Origin of the sequence: Streptomyces sp. NBC_00647 (assembly GCF_045207245.1) — a bacterium.
Classification (GTDB): domain Bacteria; phylum Actinomycetota; class Actinomycetes; order Streptomycetales; family Streptomycetaceae; genus Streptomyces.
On the sequence record NZ_CP109040.1, the window covers coordinates 8,902,780 to 8,921,305 of the forward strand.

An 18,526-nucleotide genomic window follows, 5' to 3' on the forward strand; every position below is an offset into this window, starting at 1 on the left:
AGGTCGTCGTCGATCTTCATGTACAAGGTAGTCAGCAGGGTGTCCAGGTCCTTCCTCGCAGGGGGATCTTGGACGCCCTGCTTGCCGTCCCTGGACGCGGAGTTGGGCAGGATGCCTATTTCTGGTGTGCGGTGCCGCGTTGCGCAGTGTGCCGTTCGTAGAAGACGTTGCGTTCCAAGGGACGCCGGCCGGGATGACGCCGTTCTTCCGCCGGGTAGCCGACGGACACGAGCAGTGCGATGGCCAGGTCGTCGCGGTTGTCGATCCCGATCGCCTTCTTCACCTTGTCCTCGTCCCAGCCGTTCATCGGCGATGTCGCCAGACCCGCCTCGGTCGCGGCGAGCATCACGAACGAGGCCGCGATCATTGCGTCCTTGACCGCGTACTCGCGGAGCAGGCCGCGCTTGTCGAGATCTTCCTGGAACGTTGTTGATGCCGCTGAGAACATGGCGGTGAAGTCATCGCTCCATGCTCCGACCAGCCGGGCCCGGTCGTAGACGTCGCTGTGGTCGTCACGCCAGGACTGCGGCTCCGCGACGAAGACCAGCACGACGGGGGCTTCCTGCGGCTGCGGCTGTCCACCGGTGGCCCAGGCGAGCCTTTCGCGGCCCTCGTCGCTGGCGACCACGACGATCGACCGGTCTTGCAGATTCCAGCTGGTAGGAGCTTCGACGGCGAGTTCGAGCAACGATGACAGGACGGCTTCCGGGATCGGATCGGGCTGATAGTGGCGCACGGTGCGGCGTGTGCGGATCGCGTCCGCGACAGAGAGCATGTGATTCGTCATGGAACTCACTATTGGAGAGAGACTCTCTCTTGGGAAGAGGGCACCTTTTGGTGCGCTACTCTCCCGGTATGAAGACCGTGGTGGAATCCTCCGGACTACCGGCCGACGCCTACTCTGCGAAGTGCCCGACGCGCCAGGTCCTCGACCACATCGCCGGCAAGTGGACGATCCTTGTCGTCGACGCCCTCCTCGAAGGCACCATGCGCTACACCGACTTGAGTCGGCGGATCGAGGGCGTCTCGCAGAAGATGCTCACCCAGACGCTGCGCAGCCTCGAAGCTGACGGCTTCATCACCCGCACGGTGCACCCGACCATCCCGCCCCGGGTCGAGTATGACCTGACCACGCTCGGCCAGAGCCTTGGTGAGCCCATCACCGCACTCCGGCAATGGACGGAAGCCCACATCAACGAGATCGAAGGGGCCCGAGCTCGTGTCACCGCCGAAACCCCAGCCCGGTGATCTGCTGCTCCGAACGCGGTGACACTCACGGGGAGTTGTCACTTCGGTGACTCCCCGCCCCGACATAGGACTTGATCGTTTAGGTGCGCTCAAGTTGGTCGAGCGCGTGGAGCGCGAATCGGCAGGCTTCCTCGGGCCGGCCGACGGCGGCCTCGACGGCGGCCAGGTCGCCCAGGACGACGGCGCGTTGCTCGTCCTCGCCCTCGAGGGCATCGAGGGCGCCGAGTTGCTCGCGGCGCCCGCGACCAGTTCCACGAGCATCGTGATGGCCGCAGCCCACACCAGCGTGCAGAGCGGCTGCTTCCATTGCTCGCGATCCAGCGGTACACCGGATCCGCCGCTGCGAGAGCGGCACGGTGCCGTAGTGCTGGGTGGGGTGCGACGGGCCAGCTTCCGATGGCGCGTGCCTGGTTCAGGGCGATCGGCTGATCGGCCGACCAGGACACGGTTCCGGCGCCCGGCAGCAGGAACAGCACACCGCCACCTGCGACGCTTGGTTGGCGATCGGGGCGAGCGGGGCAGCCCTTTGCGTTGGGCTGCCGACGCTGGGGTTGAGACGACGAAGGCCGCAGTTCCGATGACTGGACCCATGATCATGCCGACGGCGATCAGGGTCTTGAGACCGCCCTTCGGATTGCGGAAGGGGAGCGTGTCACCAGGGCGCGCCCCCTGGCCGGTGCCCGCGGTCGGATCACTGAGCCGCGTCACCTTGCCGTCGATGCATCCGTCAGAGTGCCTTACCAGCTTTGACCCGCTGGCGGGCTGGTGCTCAGGCCCAACGGACGCACGGAGGCGAGGCGACGGTTCCGGCTGGCGTTGGAGTAGTTCAGCGGAGCCGTCTGCCGCTGCTTGCCGTTGTAGCGGCTCCAGTCGTAGCCCTCGACCTTCACCTGTACGTACACGTTGTGGTCGTCACCGCGGTCAGCGTCCTGGAGCTGGCCTTTCCACTCGAAGGCGCCGTGCTCGTCGCCTGCGGGATGCCACGCGTATTCGCCGTGGTGGAACTTCGCATCGCCGGTCGACAGTGTCGGAATGTCGTGCCACGAGGCGGCGAACGCTGTGCCCGCCCCCATGGCGAAGAGGCCGGCCGTGAGGGCGCCTACTGCCAACTTGCGCGTTCTTTCTCCCGTTTGTTTTCTGTTGTATGACTCTGTGGTCGGCGGCAACGCGCAGGTGGCCGTGTTCGGCGTGGTAGCGCAGGGCAGAGGCAAGGCCTGCGCGGCGGGGCGCGGACAGGACGGCGCCGTTGGCGGGCCACACGAGCAGGTCGAGGGCGCGGGCGATGCCGACAGATCGCTCAGTCCTGGGCCGGCATCACCCGGGTCACCTTGCCCTTCAGGTCGGCATCCAGATAGCCGGTGACGTGGTCGTCGGCGAGATAGACAGCCAGTCCCAGTGGGGTGTCGAACGTGTCGTCGGCAGGGCGGACCAGGATGTAACGCATGGTCGGCCGCTGGACGTTCAGGTCCTTCTCCGCCCGCTTCAGCAGGGCGGGAAGGACGTCCCAGTCGAAGTTGTCGAGACTGAAGGAGCGTTTGCCGCCGATGATCGCGCTGCTGATGATGCCCTTCTCGACGCCCTGGCCCGGGCGGTAGGTGTAGCTGTCGTACTTGGTGTCGCTGCCCTTGACCATGATGTCCGCGGAGACATAGGTCGGATAGACCGTGAGGTCGCATGCGCGGTCCGTGCCGGTCGCGGCCTCGATCTCCTTCACCGCCGTCCGGATGCCGGCGGGGGTGAGCAGATCCGTCTTCGCGTCGGCCTGAGGCGTCGGGGTCGAGCGGGACGGTGTGCGAGTGGGGTCCGTCGTCCTGGTCGAGGAAGTAGCGCTGGCTGAATCGGCGGGCTTTCCGCTGTCCTTGTTGCCTCCGTCCGGCAGCAGGGTCCAGACCAGGACTCCTGCCATCACGGTCCCGACGACGGACGAGGCGATCGCGATTCGGCTCTTCGCATGGTTGCCCGGCCGCGCCGGCGTCTGCCGTGTGGGGCCCGCGGGGTACGGAGTCGGAGGGCCGAAGCCCGAGGCCGGCCCGAAGCCGGTGGACGGTCCGAAGCCGGCAGCTGGTCCGAAGCCGGCAGGCCGTCCGGACCCAACCGGTGCGGAGGGTGCGGGCGTTGCACCCGGCGGAGGGGCCAGCCTGTACGACGTGGCCCCGTCCGACCCGGCGGGAGCACTCGGAACCGTGTTGCTGCCCTCGATCGCCTCCGCGAGCAGCCGGTCCGCGGTCGTCGCGTCCGCCCGGTCGGCCGGGTTCTTGACGAGCACGGCGTTCAGGAACTCGGTCAGGACTCCGGCTCGGGCGGGTGGCGGAAGCTGCTCGCTCAACAGTGCCGCCAGCGTGGCGAGGGTGCTTCCCCTGCGCAGCGGGTGATGTCCCTCGACGGCGACGTACAGCATCATCGCCAGCGACCACAGGTCGGAGCCCGGGCCACCCTCGCCGCCGGAGACGCGCTCGGGTGCCATGTAGTCGGGCGTGCCGATGATCGACCCGGTCGCGGTCAGGGCGGTCGAGTCCCTGATGGTCGCGATGCCGAAGTCGGTGAGGACGGGACGTCCGTCGGGTCTCATCAGCACGTTGGCGGGTTTCACGTCCCGGTGCTGGATGCCGACATCGTGCGCGGCGCGTAGCGCGGCCAGCACCTCGCGACCCAGCCGGGCGGCGTCGGCGGGCGCCAACGGCCCCTTGTCGAGCCGGTCCTGAAGTGATCCGCCGGTCACCAGTTCCATGACGAGCCACGGGTAGACGTACTCGCCGCCGTCCACCACGTGGTGGATGGTCACGACATTGGGGTGATCGACGCGAGCCAGCGCCCGTGCCTCGCGCAGTACTCGGGCCCGGAGCATTGCCGCGCCCTGCGGGTCGTACTCGGCAAGACCCGGGTCGGGCGGCCGTACCTCCTTGAGCGCCACGGCCCGGTCAAGGACCAGATCGCGTGCACGCCACACCGTGCCCATGCCACCGCCACCGAGCCGCGTCTCCAGCTCGAAGCGCCCCTCTATGACCCGTCTGCCGGAATCACCCTCGCTCATGGCCGGAAGCCTACGAGATACCTGTGACACGGCCCCACGTGGGTGACCGCAATACTCGCAGGCCGGTGTGCCCCCAGCGTAGAGGCCATCGCATCTCGGTGTAGGCGCGCGCGGCGGTGACCGCGTCACGAGTGCTGATGCTTGCCATGGTCGACGCTCCCAATCGGCTGTCCTACGTTCCCTCGAAGCGGGCCGGCTGGGCCCGCCTTGAAAGCCAACAGCCGTTCAACTCCCGTGTGTGGACGTCCGCCCGGACATTAGGGCGGACATTTCAGCGAGCGGACATTCGAGAACCTGGGAAGCGGCTACCGTCGGTAGACGGGCAGACGAGTGGAGCTATGACGTGGCCGACGATCAGACACCGTTCGAGCAGGCCTGCATCGCTCAAGGCTGGGATCAGCCAGGCAAGTTCGTGGCGGCGTTCGAGAAAACGGCAGAGATTTTAGGCGAGCCGGTGACCGTGACTACCCGTCACGTCCGGCGCTGGATGCGAGAGATCCCTCCGCCTACTCCTCGGGCCCGGCCATGGCGCGTGATCCACGCGATGTTTGGCGTAGACCAACCGGCCTCGGTTTCCTAAACCCCCCGCCTGGTGTCACCGTGAGGAGCACAGCGCTCGTCACACAGGAAGGCAGCATCAACGTGCACCGACGGGCATTCCTAGCCGACACCATCGGCGCAACCGCAGCAGCCAGCCTGTCTCACAGCACCTCAGCCGCGTCCAATACGGCGCTGCGCAGCAAGGGCACCGTCGGTACCGCACACCTGCAACTCGACTACGCGCAGGGGCTGCTCTACACCGAGGCCGGCCACCACGGACGGGCCACCTCGCTTCTTCGTGCCGCGCTCGACCACCAGCACCGCACTTACGGCCGCAACCGCGCCCTGTACCGGCTCACCCTTGCCCGGAGCCTCATCAACTCTGGCGACGTTGACGAGGGGGCGGCCCAGGCCGTCGAAAGCCTGGATCACCTGAACGAGGTGGAGTCCGGGAGAGTTCTGCGGAGGCTGGCCGAGGTCGTTGATCTCCTCGCCGACACCGACGCCGTCAGCGCCCGCCACGCAGCAGAGGAACTGACCGACTACGTGCAGGACAGGGGAGCCGCCTGATGACGGTCATCACGTACAGCCGATACAGCGGCACCGATGCGGCAGCCCAACTGGACGACTTCGTGCCCGCCTACGAAGAGATCTACGTGGAGCCCCCGTACCGCGAGGGCCCCCACGACGTCGCGGAGTTCATCGAGCACTACGCCGTGCAGGCACGCGCGAGGGCGAGGAGCTGGTTGGTTTCACGTACGGCTACTACCTCGCCCCCGGTACCCGATGGTGGACCAACATCCAGGACGCGCAACTGACGGCCGAGTTCGCACGGGAGGACGGCCGGCGCACCTTCGTGATCATCGAAATGGCGGTCCGCAAGCCATGGCGCTGCCGGGGGATCGCGGCGTCTCTCCATGAGCGGCTTCTCGACGGTGTGGACGCCGAGCGAGTCACACTCACGGTGCGACCCGAGCCGGAGGCCGTAGCCCCTCGGGCCGCGTACCTCTCGTGGGGCTACAAGCTGGTCGGGACATCCCATCCGTGGGAGGGCGCACCACTGTATGACTGCATGGTGCGCCCGCTGCCCTAGGCGAGTGGTGGGCCACCCCCTACGGCCTGTGGTGAAAGTCCTGGTCGCGTGGGGTCTGGTGTACATAGGGGCGTCGTTATCAGTGGTGCTGTGCATGATCGGCGCGTCAGGTCTTTGCGGAGGTAGGGAAGCACCATGCCGATCACAGGCCAGCAGATAGCAGGACATGCGTTCCTACGGCAGATGTACGACGACTCATACTTCCCTGATCGCATAGTTGACCGGGGGGAAGGCGATCCTGTTGCGGCTGTGCGAACGAATTGAGGCTGAGCAGCCGTCGGATCTGGGGACCTTGTGCGCTCGCCCAGGCTGCGACGCAGGAGTTCAACCTGCTGGACAGGGAGTTCGCGGCGGCCGGGAGCGGGATCGAGGCGGTTGCGCGTGAGTGGATCTGTGACGAGGTTTGCTTCGTCGCGTCGACATACGGGTTCACGGACGCGGATGCGGAGGAGCCGACCGCCAGCCGGGACTGGTGAACGATGGCGGGAAAGCGTGCCAGGTGCCGTTCTGCTGCGATCGGCGAATCAGGTCGTAGATCCGGCCCGTCGGTCCGTACTTTGCAGGATGGGCTTCGCGGTCGTCGACTTTCGGAATTCGGACAGGTCTTCGGCGACGAAGTCTCGCCATCGATTCTCGACCGGCGCCTCCACCACTGCGACGTCGTCCCGATCAACGGCCCCAGCTACCGCCTCAAGAACCGCCTCACCGCCATCGAGGGCGAAGCCGGCGTCGCCTGATCGAGCACCCAACGATCTCGCTCCTGGGTCAGCTGGGTGATGTCTCAACTGCCGCCCTGATTGAGTGCTGCCGGAGTCGGGCGGCGATGAACTCCATCTCGACCAGGGTCCCCACGAGCCCGGTCGCCTTCAACTCAGCTGCCAGGGCCTTTGCTTGCGTGAGTGTCAAGCCATTCTTCTCGCGGAGAGCGCGCAGGATGGCCACCGGGCTTGTCTGGGGCCCCATCAGGCGGAGCCGGGCGGGCCCGTGTTCGGACAGGAGGGCGTGGCGGATCTCTTCCGGAGTTCTGCCGTCGCTGTCTTGCTCGCACCACGCGACGGTGCATGACTGGCAGGCGCCTTCAGTTCCCCACCATAGGCGTCCGTGGTCGATGAACTGGCCGATGTCGCGTGTCAGCACGCCGCCGCAGGCATCGCATCGCGTTGCGATCTTCACGCCCTGGGTGATCACCTTGCTCCTTGTCGTCGGACCCTGCCCTGAATGGTGCTGCAACAGGTCCTGTCCGTCGACTGTCTATCCTCGCCGATCGCACTTTGCACGTTCAGTCGTACTTCGCTCTGCAAGTTCGCGAGTGCGCCGATCCTGCCTGCCTGGCCCCGTCACCGTGCGAACTGGTGCCCCGTCAGTGAGGTGGCTTCTACACCGGTACGGCTTGGCACTGGCCTGACGAAGAGGCCGAGCAGCGCATCAAGTACCCCTGCCGCTTTGGTATTGAGCCCTTGGCCGTCCTGCACGATGTGCCCCTGGGTCCGGGAGGTCCTCTCACCGAAGCTGGGAGCGATGCCATCCGCCGCTCCGGCACCGATCGCGGTATGGGCAAACTCGTCCCCATGCCTGCACTGCCGCTTCTGCAGCAGGCTGGCATCCCCATCGACCCCGCCCAACCCGAGACGGTTCCCCTCGATAAATCCCCTGGCTTCACCGCCGATCAGGTCGAGGGCAAGAAGAAACCTCAGCGTCGCCGCCGCGGCGCCGGCTACATCTCCGACCCGAAAAAGCGCACCGCCATCGAAAAGCACCCCGAAGACCATGCCGTCGCCTACTACGAAAGCCGCGGCTGGAACGTCGAACGCCTCGGCAAGCCCTACGACTTGCGCTGCACCCGCGGCAGCGAGGAACGCCACGTCGAAGTCAAAGGCACCCACCGGCGCAGCGACCAGCGTGGAGCTGACCATCAACGAAGTCCTCCATGCCCGCGATCAGAACAACACCGTCGACCTGTACGTCGTCAGCGACATCAAGGTCTACACCCGCACCGACCCCTACACCGCCACGGGAGACACCGTCACCCACCATCAGGACTGGGAACCCGCCGAAGAAGACCTGCGCCCCCGCAAATACGAGTACCGCCTCCCCTCACAGCCGTCCTGACACGCAGCGCCCCAGCAGCATGTCCACCACGGGCTCTATCCGGTCCATGGTCGCGCGTTCTTGCCGCTTCTTCTCTGCTGCCGCCCGGGTCCGCGCTGCTGCGGCCTGGCGTTGCTCCTGAATTCGATCCAGCTCGGGCGGGCGTACCCAGACAAGCGGAAACTGGGGCGCCTTGTTCTGCTCGGCCCCTGATCGCGTTGGACGGTTCGGCCAGCTGTCCTGCTCACGCGTGGCACGACGGTCCTGCATCTCGCCCGCAACGATCCGCTGCTTGTACTTCCAGAGCCTTTGCCGCTCGTCCCTTGTCAGGTTGTCCCGAGGCGGTTCACCGCGTTCGAGAAGGCGGTCACTCATCGCGTCGGTGATCTGCTGATCCTCGACCGTGTCCATCTCGACAGGGCATGGAGGGGCTTCGGGCTAGGACCGATCCTGGCGGCCGAGGCGATCCGCCGCCTGTCCGGCGGCTGTTGTGCGGTGGCGGTGTACCCGGACATGGGCGAATACCCCGAGGACCGGGAGCAGCTCACCGAGGCGTGGCGGCGCCAGGCGAAGAAGAAGATCGCCGCGCTGTGGGAGAGCATCGGCTTCCAGCGATTGGGCGGGGACCCGGCCGGGGTGGCCCTGGCCGACGTGCCGGAGGCCAAGCGGCCCGGTACCCGCGTCATGCTGCTTGTGGCGCTGGTGCTGTACCGGATGACCGACGCCGACGTGGCTGCCTGTCGAGCGGGCCGGGGCGAGCGGACGGGCAGCACAGACGGTGACCTGACCCGCGGCCTGGCCTTCGGCGCGATCACGGCGGTGCTGTCGCGTCCTGGATCAAGGCGCCGTGGATCGCGGAGAGGCGGGCGGCCGGACGGGCACGGGGCGGAGTCGCGGAGGCCAGCCTGTCGGGATCGGAGGGCTGCGGACCGAGGGGACGGCGGCCGAGCGCACTGCCGAGTTCCGGCCGTCCGGGATGCTGTGGCAGGACGGGGCCGATCGGCCTTTACTGGAAGGTGAGGATCACCGGACTAGGCGAGCGAATCGTTTCGCCCGACGCCGGATGTTTTGCCAAGGCAGGAGGTCGTGCCATGGACCCGCCTCTGCGAGAGCGCGACCTACCGCACCTCGTGGTCGACCGCCCGGACCGGCTGCGTGGCCGGGTCTTCGTCCTCGACGACCAGCCGATGCTGGTCGGGCGGGACTCCGACTGCCAGATCCAGGTGGGCGATCCGAGCGTCAGCCGACGGCACGCGGTGGTGTGGCGGGCCTCGGGCCGGACCACCGTCGAGGATCTCGCCTCCACCAACGGCACCATGCTGAACGGGCACCCGGTGCTCGGGCAGCAGGTGCTGCACTCGGGCGACGTGCTGGATTTTGGGCCCTTAGAGGTGCATTACGAAGACCTGCGCGCCGCCGACCGGACCGTTCAGGCCCCGAAGCCCGGAGCCGGCGGCACCCCGGGCGGTACCTCGGACACCATGCCGGGCTGGGGCTCCGCCCCTGGGCCCGGGCCCACGCCTCACGGCGCTCCCGCGGCAGGGCCGCCACCCGCCGGCCCGCCGGGCCGCCCGGCACCGCGCGAGGCCGGCCGTATGCCGCCCGGCGGCGAGCGGCGGTTCGACATCGGGGAGCAGCAGGCCGACCGGCTGAGCAACGTTGCCGGGGACCAGTACAACTACGTTCAGCAGGCGCAGCGCGAGAGCTTTTTCAAGGAGATCGCCGCGACCCGTACCAGGGCACGACACCTGATCATGCTCGGCTTCCTGGTCTTTCTGGTCGGGGGCGGGATCTACGGCTGGGTGATCATTCGATTCATTGCCGGGACCAACGACGGTATTTCGTCGGGGAGTTCGACCTTCGACTCCTCCCCGGAGCTGCTCGGTCCGAAGGTGGCCGGGGTGCCGGTGGGGGCGGTCGGGTTCGCGATGGCGGCTATCGGGATGGTTCTGATGGTCATCGGGATCGTTCTGCACATCGTGACGACGTCCCGGCGCCGCCGCTTCGAGGATGCCGAGCGGCAGGCGTCCTGGCGGCAGCGGTGAGGAGATGGGGAGCCATGGCCTTCAACATCGGCAACCAGCAGGGCGGCGTGGTCAACAACGTCGCCGGGAACCAGACCGTTCACGGTGGCCAGTCGGCCGTCTTCACGGCGGGCGGGCAGGAGGTGCGCGGCCTGGTCCGGGACTTGAGGGCGTCGATCGAGCGGACGGCGCTGCCGCCAGCAATCGAGCCCGAGGTGCGGGCCGAGCTGGACTCGTTGGACGAGGAGGTCGCCCGGCCGGAGCCGGACCGGGAGGCAGTGGCGGGCCGGCTCGGCCGGATCACCCGGCTGCTGTCCTCGGCGGGTGCGCTGGCCGCGGCCGGCACCGGGCTGATCGGGCCGCTCGGAGCGCTCGCGGGCTGGCTCGGCGCACTCGGCCAGCCGATCTTGCGGGCGATCGCAGGCTGATGGGAGGAGGCTGACGAGGGCCTTGACCCCGGATGTTGGACACGGGCCACGCGGGTCCGACAAGACCCGGCCTCAGCCGCTCACCACACGGATCACCATCTGTCACCACCGAAGACGGAACAAAAAGACCTCGGTAACCACTGTTGGGGTGCGAGATTCGGTGTCGTCAGGCCGTCCTCGCTGGGGCCCCGGCGCCCCCGGTGGAGTCTGCCGTTGCTGCAAGGGGTTGCTCCTGGAGTCTCTTGCACCCTTCCTGTCCTGCGCGGTGCAGCGCCCGTTGTGCAACCAGCTGCTGCTCCTGGTGGTGAAGGGTGCAAGGCCGGTTGCTGCTCGATGTCGGGGACTGGCGCGCAGTATTCGCACGACCCGTACAGCACAAGCGTGCTGCACGAGCAGCAGGCCGGCCGCAGTCGGGCAGCAACGGGCCCCGGCGAGACCGTTGCCCGCGCGCTGCAACCGCAACGACTGCAAGGCGTGGGAGGAATCAGGCGCCAAGGCCGCCGTCGGCAGGACACTCACGATCGCCGACGGCGGCTGTCCCGGCACGGGACTCGTCATGCCCCATCGCCGACGCAAGGGCGAAGACCTGCCCGACTGGAAGGAAGCACACAACAAGTCCCACAAGCAGGTCCGCGCCCGCGTCGAGCACGTCTTCGCCCGGATGAAGACCTGGCAGATCCTCCGCGACTGCCGCCTCAAAGGCGACGGAGTCCACGAGGGCGAGGTTGTGCAACTCAAAGATCATTTACGAGTTCCAGCCGGCACTGACCGAGCAGCCGCAACCGCGGAGGAGGGCACATCAACGTGATCGCCTCGCTCACAGCTCACAATGCCTGCCGGAGCGGCCGCCCTCACTCACCAGTTTCGATCCCTCCCACCTGCCGTGCAAATCCGCTGGAAGACAGTGCGTTGGTACAGCCTTCACAGACTTCAGCGGAGCATGCGCCCGATCCGCACCGGGGACAGCACCGCCGCCGCACTCGACGCCCTGACCAAGACGTCTCCGGCAGGTCGCCCGGCCGAGCCGGAGGAGATTGCCGGGGCGGCCCTCTACCTCGCCAGTGAGGTGGCCACCGGGGCGGGGCACTGGCTGGCGGCTCGCTATCGAGGCTCTGACAGGGGGCGAAGCGCAGCCCAACACGGTGGGGTCGTCTGATCATTCCCCATACTGTGTCGACTCGTCCCTATGCTGCGGTGCGGTTGCACATGGAGGGGGAACTGATGCACAAGAAGCGGTTGGCGATGGGTATGTGCCTGTTGACAGTGACAGCCGTGTCTCTGCTGGCTTCAGGCTGCAGTAGCGAGGGCGCGGGTTCCAGCGGCGGGAAGCCGCGCAATCCCGCGGTGTCTCGAGATCGTGCGGTGCCGCTCGACTTTTCCCGGCTCAAACAAGCTATGCCTGATCTGCAAAGCATGCCCACCGGTTGGAAGGCGGGGGCAACACGGCTTCAAGGTCGTGACACCCCCAGGGACGCGCCGTGCCGGAGGCCCAAGGGCGGTTGCCAAGGCAAGAGGAGCAATGCGGCGGTGCAGTATGACAACGCCGAGAGCACGGGCAACGTCTACATCGAGGCATCAGCATTTGACGACAGCGGGACTGCCCGGTCCGGGTTCGAGCAACGAAGGGCCTCGTTTGCCGGCCCCAAGGACCGGGAGGTCTCCATGCCTAAGGTGGGCGATGAGAGCATCGCGCGGACCGGTTTTCACAAGTACAGCGGGCAGCCGCTTGTCTCGATGGTGATGCGGGTCGACACGGTGGTGGTCGCGATGGTCTACACCCAGGAGGCGACAGCTTCCCCCGAGACCTTGTTGTCCCTGGCGCGCATGCAGGCCAAACGCCTACAGCAAGCCCAGCGTGGCGAGATCCCCACAGCCGACGCTCGCTGAGCGCCACGGACGGGTTCGTAGACGCCCTCACTGCCGCTATCAATTGCCGCTGAATGAGCTCCAGTTATCGCTTGCGGTCTTTGGCGGACAGCTCGTGCGATCTTGTGGCTCTGGCTCTTCCCGTGTGGTGGGGCCTTGGCAGGAGTGCCCTTCGTCGTTTCAGGGGTCGTTCGAGGCTGTTCGGGGGTGGATGGTGGCGAGCCGGGTGTGTGGGCGTACTGGCCCGCCATCGCACGGTGTTGTGCGCATCACGGTCCCGCCTGATCCGAAGCTCAAGCGGGAATTCGTCAAACGACCCTGAGGTGACTCAAGAACGGCGCAGCAGGCGCAGCGCGGGTGACGGCGAACGTGATCCCGCCCGCATCGAGGAGACTCGCAAGGCCATAGTCGAAGCCCTCTCGAGATCCCCTGACCAGCAGAAGACGGACGCGAGGGCCAGGATGCCTCCTGGTTGTGGCCCCACCTCGTCCACGCAAAGGCTCATCAAGCCACGCCTCTGGTCGAGGAGCGCTGGGCCCGGCGGCGACGGTTGCGCCGTTCCTGGTGTCGCCCTGCAGCACTCACCGACAGACGGGACACCGGAGGGTTCCAGGTCGGGTCGGGCGCGTACGAGCCGCACGGGGTGACGCCATCGGCCGCCAGCATCCAAGGAGATGTCGACGCTCACTTCGACGACGAGCTCCGGCTGGACGAGGTGGACGTCGAGAGTCTGTGTGCTGCCCTAGCCCGCCGAGAACCGACGCCCTGTCCACGAGTGCCGGCCAGCCTGCTCCTGAAGCAGGCCTCCTACGCTGGCAGCGAGCTCCCGGTTGAGGGGCGTGGTGCGGCCAACGAAGTGCAGACGGCCCTCGGCATTGAGTCGGCCGAGCAGCAGACTGGACGGCGCAGGGACACGTCCGGTCACCGCACCGACGATCGCGTCGCTCGTATGGCGGACACACTGGTGGACTGTCGTTTTATTCGAGGGTTGCAGTATTCGCCGTAGAGCGAGCAGTTCCGTACTCGGCTCGGTCACGTCAGCGGTGACAAGGTGTAAAGCTCTCGCCGCAACGGGCGCTGTCTGCGCGAAGACGCCGAATCAAGAAGAAGACCGGCCTCTTGCGGTGAACCCGCCGGCCGCCCGCGCTCCGGTGCGGGCCTTCGCCCTCTGCCGCAGCGCCGTACGGCCCCCTACCGGCATCGGCAATCCCGCGCGGCAGAAGGCTCACCCGGCGCTACAAGGTTCACGGCGCCGGTACGGCACCGATCTGCTGCATCACCCCGAGGAGATCGGGCTGGCCCCGTTCGCCGACGATCCGGCCGTCGGCCAGGTAGTAGAAGTTCATGGCCTGCACCGAGATCTTGTTGCCGCTCGCCGGGATCCCGAAGAATTCACCGTCGTGGGTTCCCCGCATGGTGAACCGCGCGGCCACGGTGTCGCCTTCGGTGACCGTCTCCTCCAGCGTCCACTGGACGTCGGGGAATGCGCTGCGCATCATCCCGATGACTTCCAAGTACCCATCGGGCCCCCGCAGTGGTTCCGGGTGGCTTGGCGCGTGGAACACCGCGTCCGGAGAAATGACCTCGCGGGCGAAATCCTCGTTGCCCGTGTTGATGAACTCGACGAAACGGTTCATCACTGACTCGGTGGACTGCGATGGCATCTTGCTGTGCCTCTCCAGAGACGTTTGGACGGGTATCTGCGAGCGTAACATCGAATCGATGTTCACATCGATTCGATGTTTGCGTGCAAAGATGGACTCATGCTGGAACTCGCGATACTTGGCTTCCTCACCGAGGGACCCCTGCCTGGACACGAGCTGCGCCGCCGCGTCTCACAGTTGACCGGCTATACGCGGCCGGTCAGTGACGGCAGCCTGTATCCGGCGATCAACCGCCTGACCAGGGCGGGCTTGATCGAGCGGCGCGCCGCCCCTGACGCGGGGGCGTCCCGATACATGCTCAGCCTGACCGCGGCCGGGCGGGCCGACATGCTTCAGCGCCTGCGCGAGCCCGCCGACCACGAGATCACCGACTTCACCCGGTTCTACGTCGTCCTGGCGTTCCTCTCCCACCTGCCCGACCCGGCCGAACAGCACGCGGTGCTGCGCAGACGGCTGGAGTTCCTGGACGAACCGGCGAGCTTCTTCTACGACAACGAGCGGCCCCTGCGTGCCGAGGAGATCACCGACCCCTACCGGCGGGGCATGCTGCTCACCGCCCGCGCCACCAGCCGCGCCGAACGGACCTGGCTGCGCGAGACCCTCGGCGAGGAACCGCCCGCATTCGACACCGCATGCACCGACAGCGATCCACATGCGCCCGCCGCTCCCGCGAGCTGACTGCCCACGGAGGTACCCCCATGCTTGCTTCCTGGTACGACGACCAGGGACCCGCCGCCGATGTCCTGCACGTCGGCGAACTCCCTGATCCCGTCCCCGGCCCCGGCGAGGTCCGCGTCCGCGTCACCGTCTCGGGCGTCAACCCCGGCGACACCAAGAAACGGCGCGGCTGGCTCGGCTCGTCCATGCCCTTCCCGCGGGTGATCCCGCACAGCGACGGCGCCGGAGTCATCGACGCCGTGGGCGCCCAAGTCGACGCCCGCCGCGTCGGACAGCAGGTCTGGATATACGGCGCCCAGTCCTACCGCCCCTTCGGCACAGCCGCCCAGTACACCGTCGTACCTGACCACCATGCCGTACCTCTGCCAGATCATCTGAGTGATGAGCTGGGGGCGAGCCTCGGCATCCCCGGCATCACCGCCCACCGCACCGTCTTCGCCGACGGCCCGGTCGACGGCCAACTGGTCCTGGTCCACGGAGTTCTCGGCGGTGTCGGCTCCCTGGCCGCCCAGCTCGCCCACTGGGCCGGCGCCACCGTGATCGCCACCGTCCGCCGCACCGCGGACCTCGACCGCGTCGACCCGGCCGTCGCCCACGCCATCGCCCTGGACACTGGCGAGCCCGCCGCTGCCATCCGCTCGTACGCGCCGCGGGGCGTCGACCGGATCATCGAGGTCGCGCTGTCCGACAACGCCGATCTCGACAACGCCGTCGTCGCCAACAACGCCGTCATCGCCGCCTACGCCACCCGCACGGATCGCACTGAGATCCCCTTCTGGCCTCTGCTGTTCAACAACGTCACCCTGCGGCTGCTCGGCAGCGACGACTTCCCGGCCGAGGCCAAGCGCCAGGCCGTCCGCGACCTCACCTCTGCCGCCGCCGTCGGCGCCCTTACTGTCGCCGTCGGCGACTGTTACCCGCTGGACGACATCGCCAAGGCCCACGACCACGTCGACGCCGGCGGTGGCCACGGCCGCATCCTGGTCACCATCCCCCAATAGCGCGGACTCGGAACAATGCCCTGCTCAACTGCCTAACTCTGCGGGGCGGCCCGTCGCGCTGCGAAGTATTCGGACCAGTTCCCGCCGGCGAGGGTGGCCCAGCGTTCGGCTGTCTTGGGGTGGATGCCGAGCAGGTCGGCGATGACCATGGGCGGCAGGTCTACCAGGGCGTCCATTTTCGGGCCTTCTCCCAGCCGCGCGCTCCGCCCTGGTAGGTGCCCGCCAGTCGCTTCGCGACCACGCCCTCGATCCCGGCCGGAGCCCACTCCCGCATCCACGACAGCGCCTCGCTCCGGTCGAGCGTCATGGGACACAGCGTCCACGGCGGTTTGAGCTCATGCTCGGCGAACAGGGCTTCCAGACGTGCCCGGCGATCCTGGTAGGGGAGACGGGGCACGTTGCCGCCCGCACCCTCGTCGCGCAGGAGATCGAAGACCACGTAGTGGGCTGGAGTAGAACGGACCTCAGCAGCCACGGACTCCGGACTCCGGTTGAGGCGGCGCAGCAGTCGTACGAAAGCCAGGCGGCCGTCGTGCCAGATCACGATCTCGCCGTCCAGGATGACCGGTGGCAGGTCGCGGGCTGCAGCAGCGAGCTCTGGGAATCCGGGATTCAGGAGAGTCCCCTGCCGTGAACGGATCTCCACAGCGTACTCGGGGTTCCGACTGAGGATCGCCCGGAACCCGTCCCTTTTAGCCTCATAGGCGAAGGGACCCGTTGGGAGGTCCTTGACGGCTTTGGCCAGCATTGCCTCGGGCAGTCGCCATTCCATGGGCTCAGCGCTACCACCAAGGACGTGGCGTTCAACCGTCCCAGGGCATCAGCCGACCCCAGGATCCGCTGGTTCCGTCCTCGTACGGACCAGAATGGACTCTCCTCTGCCTCCTTTCGCCCCCGAAGAGTACGCGCGTGCCGAAAGGCCGCGCCTGGCTGTGTCCGTGTCCCGTCGATGAACTCGGAGACAGGCTGGTCCTTCATGGCCCAGGGGCGCTCCGCAGGCTCGGGGCGCTGTCCGCACGTCGTCATACTCGTTCCCCGCCCACGCGTGCTACCACCCTGCTACCATGCGAGTGTGAACACCGCGAAGAGGCAGACGCAGGTCCGGCTGGAAGAGGGCGTGCTCGCGGCCGGCAAGGCCGCCGCAGCCGCCCGTCGGCTGGACTTCAACCGGTACGTGGAGCGGCTCATCATCGAGGACACCACCGGCGTCCGCGCCGCCGGCATGACGGCCGCCCAGCGGCTCATCGATGAGCACGGCACGTTCCTCGACGATCTGGAGCAGCAGCTCGATGCTCCGTACGCCGATCCGCAGGCGGGCGCCGCGTGATCCTGCACGTCGACGAATCCTGGATCCTCGAGGTGGCGGAACGGGCCGGGCACCGCGACCCGGCCCCCGACGACTACGGCGTGCCCATCGCCTCCGTCGCCCGCCACCGCGGCGAACTCCTCGACACCGCCGTGTACGACGGCCCGTACGCCCGGGCCGCTGCTCTGGTGCACAATCTCGGCCGCTGCCGCTGGCTGGAGCGTTCCAACCTCACCGTGGCCTGCGCCGTCGCCGTCATGTATCTCGAGGCCAGCAATATCCCCGTCAACCCCACCCGCGAACAGCTCACCGCGCTCGCCCACGAACTGAACAACCCGCGCTGCACCGCCGACCGGATCACATCGTTCCTGCGGACCTGGAAGCCCTGACCGGACCCCCTGGGGACCCTCTCAAGCCACGCCGGATCGTCTTGGCGCCGTGATGAGCCGCCGTGTAAAGCTTCCCCTCAGACGCGGCAGCGGCATCCGGACCGAGTCGGCCTGTACCAGGAGGCCAGGCAGATGAACACCGACTACTTCGCCGTCTGGGACCGCTCCCGCGCGTGCCCGGCCGCCGTCATCGCCCTGCTCCACGCCCGTCCCTGACGCATCCGCTCGGCCACGGTGTCAGTGGCGGCAACTACCGTCGCAGTATGACCACTTCGCCGACCTCTCCTGACACTGCGTGGATATTAGAGGCCACCTGCAAGGCCGCGCACGGCGCCGACCCGGACTGGCGCGAGCAGCTGAACATGCTCCGCCCCATCGCCGGATACGACCCGACGACGCAGACGTGGCGTGTGCGTCTTGGCGCGCTCGACCTAGCGGGCTTGCAGGTGCTGCAGGCCCTCTTCGACGCCGCGCACAAGCACGGCACCGAGGTGCACCTCGCGCTCGTGGCGGTCCCGGAAGGATGGGCGTACCACTGGCCCGCGGTGACCTTGCAGCCCGTCTCGATCGTCGGCTCCACGCGCGACTCGGCGATCAGGACCTCTGCCCGGGTGGTGCAGCCGTCGCGGTCGGCGTCGACCCAGTGCTTGAAGCTGCTGCGCTGATAGCCGTCACGGGACTCGGCGGCCGCCGACAGAAGACCAACCGCTTCGGACATCGGCAACGACTTTGTGCGCGCATCGGGCGCATGGACGGGGGTGACGGTGAACGGCAGGGCGAGGAAGGCGGCAGCGACCGCGATCTTCGGGAACACGATCCCTTGCTAGCGGCGTAGGGCTGCGACCCGCTCGGACTCACACCGCTCTTCACCCGCATGCGGGGATTGGTCGTACCGGAACAGAACCGACGTCGACTCTCACTTATGTCGTTCATTTAGCCCTATTTCAGCCGCTCCGATGACATCCTCAATGTCCCAGAATTCGAAGGTCTAAGGGGGGCCAATGAGCACCGGAGGCGGGAGCACTCCCCTTTGGCGTGAACCGACCTTCTATTGGCCTGCCACCTTTGGCCCAATTCTAGCAGGAATTGTCGTTGCGGTTTTCACCGTGCTTTTCACTGGCGGGTTTTCTTCCTTGACTTCACAGGAGGAGCATGGAGTAACGATATCGG

Annotated in this window: 23 protein-coding genes and 3 pseudogenes; 16 read left to right on the forward strand and 10 right to left on the reverse strand. The window is 67.4% G+C overall.

Annotated features, from left to right (window positions below; translation table 11 throughout):
• Nucleotides 1-115 precede the first annotated feature (115 nt).
• Nucleotides 116-787 (reverse strand): nitroreductase family protein, encoded by a 672-nt coding sequence (locus tag OG788_RS39015; protein WP_406375679.1) that lies wholly within the window; start codon nucleotides 785-787, stop codon nucleotides 116-118.
• Nucleotides 788-855: 68 nt separating this feature from the next.
• On the opposite strand from OG788_RS39015, the gene OG788_RS39020 reads away from it, so the two are divergent.
• Nucleotides 856-1,248, forward strand: a complete 393-nt coding sequence (locus tag OG788_RS39020; protein WP_406375680.1) for a winged helix-turn-helix transcriptional regulator — start codon at nucleotides 856-858, stop codon at nucleotides 1,246-1,248.
• Nucleotides 1,249-1,327: 79 nt separating this feature from the next.
• Here the strand turns inward: OG788_RS39020 and OG788_RS39025 are convergent, their stop codons facing one another.
• From OG788_RS39025 to OG788_RS39035, 3 genes are all read right to left on the reverse strand, one after another.
• Nucleotides 1,328-1,555: a hypothetical protein gene (locus OG788_RS39025; RefSeq protein WP_406375681.1), complete on the reverse strand. Its 228-nt coding sequence runs from the start codon at nucleotides 1,553-1,555 to the stop codon at nucleotides 1,328-1,330.
• 430 nt (nucleotides 1,556-1,985) lie between these two features.
• Entirely contained in the window at nucleotides 1,986-2,357 is a 372-nt protein-coding gene (locus tag OG788_RS39030) for a hypothetical protein (RefSeq protein WP_406375682.1), read from the reverse strand.
• A gap of 188 nt (nucleotides 2,358-2,545) precedes the next feature.
• Nucleotides 2,546-4,279, reverse strand: coding sequence for a serine/threonine-protein kinase (locus OG788_RS39035; RefSeq protein WP_406375683.1), 1,734 nt, complete (start codon nucleotides 4,277-4,279; stop codon nucleotides 2,546-2,548).
• Nucleotides 4,280-4,622: 343 nt separating this feature from the next.
• On the opposite strand from OG788_RS39035, the gene OG788_RS39040 reads away from it, so the two are divergent.
• The 5 genes and pseudogenes from OG788_RS39040 to OG788_RS39060 all read left to right on the forward strand — a co-directional run.
• Nucleotides 4,623-4,859 carry a hypothetical protein gene (locus tag OG788_RS39040; RefSeq protein ID WP_406375684.1) on the forward strand — a complete coding sequence of 79 codons (237 nt, stop codon included), beginning with the start codon at nucleotides 4,623-4,625 and terminating at the stop codon, nucleotides 4,857-4,859.
• A 20-nt stretch (nucleotides 4,860-4,879) separates the two neighbouring features.
• On the forward strand, nucleotides 4,880-5,389 hold the full coding sequence (locus OG788_RS39045) for a hypothetical protein (RefSeq protein ID WP_406375685.1): 510 nt from the start codon (nucleotides 4,880-4,882) through the stop codon (nucleotides 5,387-5,389).
• On the forward strand, nucleotides 5,389-5,637 hold the full coding sequence (locus tag OG788_RS39050) for a hypothetical protein (protein WP_406375686.1): 249 nt from the start codon (nucleotides 5,389-5,391) through the stop codon (nucleotides 5,635-5,637). The genes OG788_RS39045 and OG788_RS39050 overlap by 1 nt, the downstream gene beginning before the upstream one ends.
• A gap of 410 nt (nucleotides 5,638-6,047) precedes the next feature.
• Nucleotides 6,048-6,388 (forward strand): annotated as a pseudogene (locus OG788_RS39055) (DUF5713 family protein).
• Between the two features lie 102 nt (nucleotides 6,389-6,490).
• A pseudogene (locus OG788_RS39060) lies at nucleotides 6,491-6,649 on the forward strand (ATP-binding protein); the annotation flags it as partial.
• A 28-nt stretch (nucleotides 6,650-6,677) separates the two neighbouring features.
• Here the strand turns inward: OG788_RS39060 and OG788_RS39065 are convergent.
• Together OG788_RS39065 and OG788_RS39070 are read right to left on the reverse strand one after the other, a co-directional pair.
• A complete protein-coding gene (locus OG788_RS39065) occupies nucleotides 6,678-7,100 on the reverse strand; it encodes a hypothetical protein (RefSeq protein WP_406375687.1) in 423 nt (140 codons plus the stop codon).
• A 149-nt stretch (nucleotides 7,101-7,249) separates the two neighbouring features.
• Nucleotides 7,250-7,825 carry a hypothetical protein gene (locus OG788_RS39070; RefSeq protein WP_406375688.1) on the reverse strand — a complete coding sequence of 192 codons (576 nt, stop codon included), beginning with the start codon at nucleotides 7,823-7,825 and terminating at the stop codon, nucleotides 7,250-7,252.
• On the opposite strand from OG788_RS39070, the gene OG788_RS39075 reads away from it, so the two are divergent.
• Complete coding sequence (locus OG788_RS39075) at nucleotides 7,812-8,021, forward strand: hypothetical protein (RefSeq protein WP_406375689.1); 210 nt, start codon at nucleotides 7,812-7,814, stop codon at nucleotides 8,019-8,021. The two genes, OG788_RS39070 and OG788_RS39075, sit on opposite strands and share 14 nt — an antisense overlap.
• Here OG788_RS39075 and OG788_RS39080 read toward each other — a convergent pair.
• Complete coding sequence (locus OG788_RS39080; RefSeq protein ID WP_406375691.1) at nucleotides 8,007-8,411, reverse strand: hypothetical protein; 405 nt, start codon at nucleotides 8,409-8,411, stop codon at nucleotides 8,007-8,009. The two genes, OG788_RS39075 and OG788_RS39080, sit on opposite strands and share 15 nt — an antisense overlap.
• Nucleotides 8,412-9,091: 680 nt before the next feature.
• Between OG788_RS39080 and OG788_RS39085 the strand changes: the two genes are divergently transcribed.
• The 4 genes and pseudogenes from OG788_RS39085 (at nucleotide 9,092) to OG788_RS39100 (ending at nucleotide 12,339) form a co-directional block, all read left to right on the forward strand.
• Entirely contained in the window at nucleotides 9,092-10,045 is a 954-nt protein-coding gene (locus OG788_RS39085; protein ID WP_406375692.1) for an FHA domain-containing protein, read from the forward strand.
• Nucleotides 10,046-10,059: 14 nt separating this feature from the next.
• Nucleotides 10,060-10,452 carry a hypothetical protein gene (locus OG788_RS39090; protein ID WP_406375693.1) on the forward strand — a complete coding sequence of 131 codons (393 nt, stop codon included), beginning with the start codon at nucleotides 10,060-10,062 and terminating at the stop codon, nucleotides 10,450-10,452.
• A gap of 442 nt (nucleotides 10,453-10,894) precedes the next feature.
• Nucleotides 10,895-11,260, forward strand: a pseudogene (locus OG788_RS39095) (transposase family protein); the annotation flags it as partial.
• A 413-nt stretch (nucleotides 11,261-11,673) separates the two neighbouring features.
• The gene (locus tag OG788_RS39100) at nucleotides 11,674-12,339 is read left to right on the forward strand and encodes a hypothetical protein (RefSeq protein WP_406375694.1); all 666 of its coding nucleotides are present in this window, start codon (nucleotides 11,674-11,676) and stop codon (nucleotides 12,337-12,339) included.
• Nucleotides 12,340-13,562: 1,223 nt separating this feature from the next.
• Here OG788_RS39100 and OG788_RS39105 read toward each other — a convergent pair.
• Nucleotides 13,563-14,048 carry an ester cyclase gene (locus tag OG788_RS39105; RefSeq protein WP_406375695.1) on the reverse strand — a complete coding sequence of 162 codons (486 nt, stop codon included), beginning with the start codon at nucleotides 14,046-14,048 and terminating at the stop codon, nucleotides 13,563-13,565.
• A 33-nt stretch (nucleotides 14,049-14,081) separates the two neighbouring features.
• Between OG788_RS39105 and OG788_RS39110 the strand changes: the two genes are divergently transcribed.
• Both OG788_RS39110 and OG788_RS39115 read left to right on the forward strand, forming a co-directional pair.
• On the forward strand, nucleotides 14,082-14,660 hold the full coding sequence (locus tag OG788_RS39110) for a PadR family transcriptional regulator (protein ID WP_406375696.1): 579 nt from the start codon (nucleotides 14,082-14,084) through the stop codon (nucleotides 14,658-14,660).
• A 20-nt stretch (nucleotides 14,661-14,680) separates the two neighbouring features.
• On the forward strand, nucleotides 14,681-15,661 hold the full coding sequence (locus OG788_RS39115; RefSeq protein ID WP_406375697.1) for an NADPH:quinone reductase: 981 nt from the start codon (nucleotides 14,681-14,683) through the stop codon (nucleotides 15,659-15,661).
• Nucleotides 15,662-15,693: 32 nt separating this feature from the next.
• Here the strand turns inward: OG788_RS39115 and OG788_RS39120 are convergent, their stop codons facing one another.
• Together OG788_RS39120 and OG788_RS39125 are read right to left on the reverse strand one after the other, a co-directional pair.
• A complete protein-coding gene (locus tag OG788_RS39120) occupies nucleotides 15,694-15,837 on the reverse strand; it encodes a hypothetical protein (RefSeq protein WP_406375698.1) in 144 nt (47 codons plus the stop codon).
• The gene (locus tag OG788_RS39125; protein ID WP_406375699.1) at nucleotides 15,822-16,433 is read right to left on the reverse strand and encodes an ATP-dependent DNA ligase; all 612 of its coding nucleotides are present in this window, start codon (nucleotides 16,431-16,433) and stop codon (nucleotides 15,822-15,824) included. The genes OG788_RS39120 and OG788_RS39125 overlap by 16 nt, the downstream gene beginning before the upstream one ends.
• Nucleotides 16,434-16,733: 300 nt before the next feature.
• Between OG788_RS39125 and OG788_RS39130 the strand changes: the two genes are divergently transcribed.
• From OG788_RS39130 to OG788_RS39140, 3 genes are all read left to right on the forward strand, one after another.
• Nucleotides 16,734-16,988: a hypothetical protein gene (locus tag OG788_RS39130; protein ID WP_406375700.1), complete on the forward strand. Its 255-nt coding sequence runs from the start codon at nucleotides 16,734-16,736 to the stop codon at nucleotides 16,986-16,988.
• A complete protein-coding gene (locus tag OG788_RS39135; RefSeq protein WP_406375701.1) occupies nucleotides 16,985-17,356 on the forward strand; it encodes a fic family toxin-antitoxin system, toxin component in 372 nt (123 codons plus the stop codon). The genes OG788_RS39130 and OG788_RS39135 overlap by 4 nt, the downstream gene beginning before the upstream one ends.
• A 263-nt stretch (nucleotides 17,357-17,619) precedes the next feature.
• On the forward strand, nucleotides 17,620-18,021 hold the full coding sequence (locus tag OG788_RS39140; protein ID WP_406375702.1) for a hypothetical protein: 402 nt from the start codon (nucleotides 17,620-17,622) through the stop codon (nucleotides 18,019-18,021).
• Nucleotides 18,022-18,526: the final 505 nt, after the last annotated feature.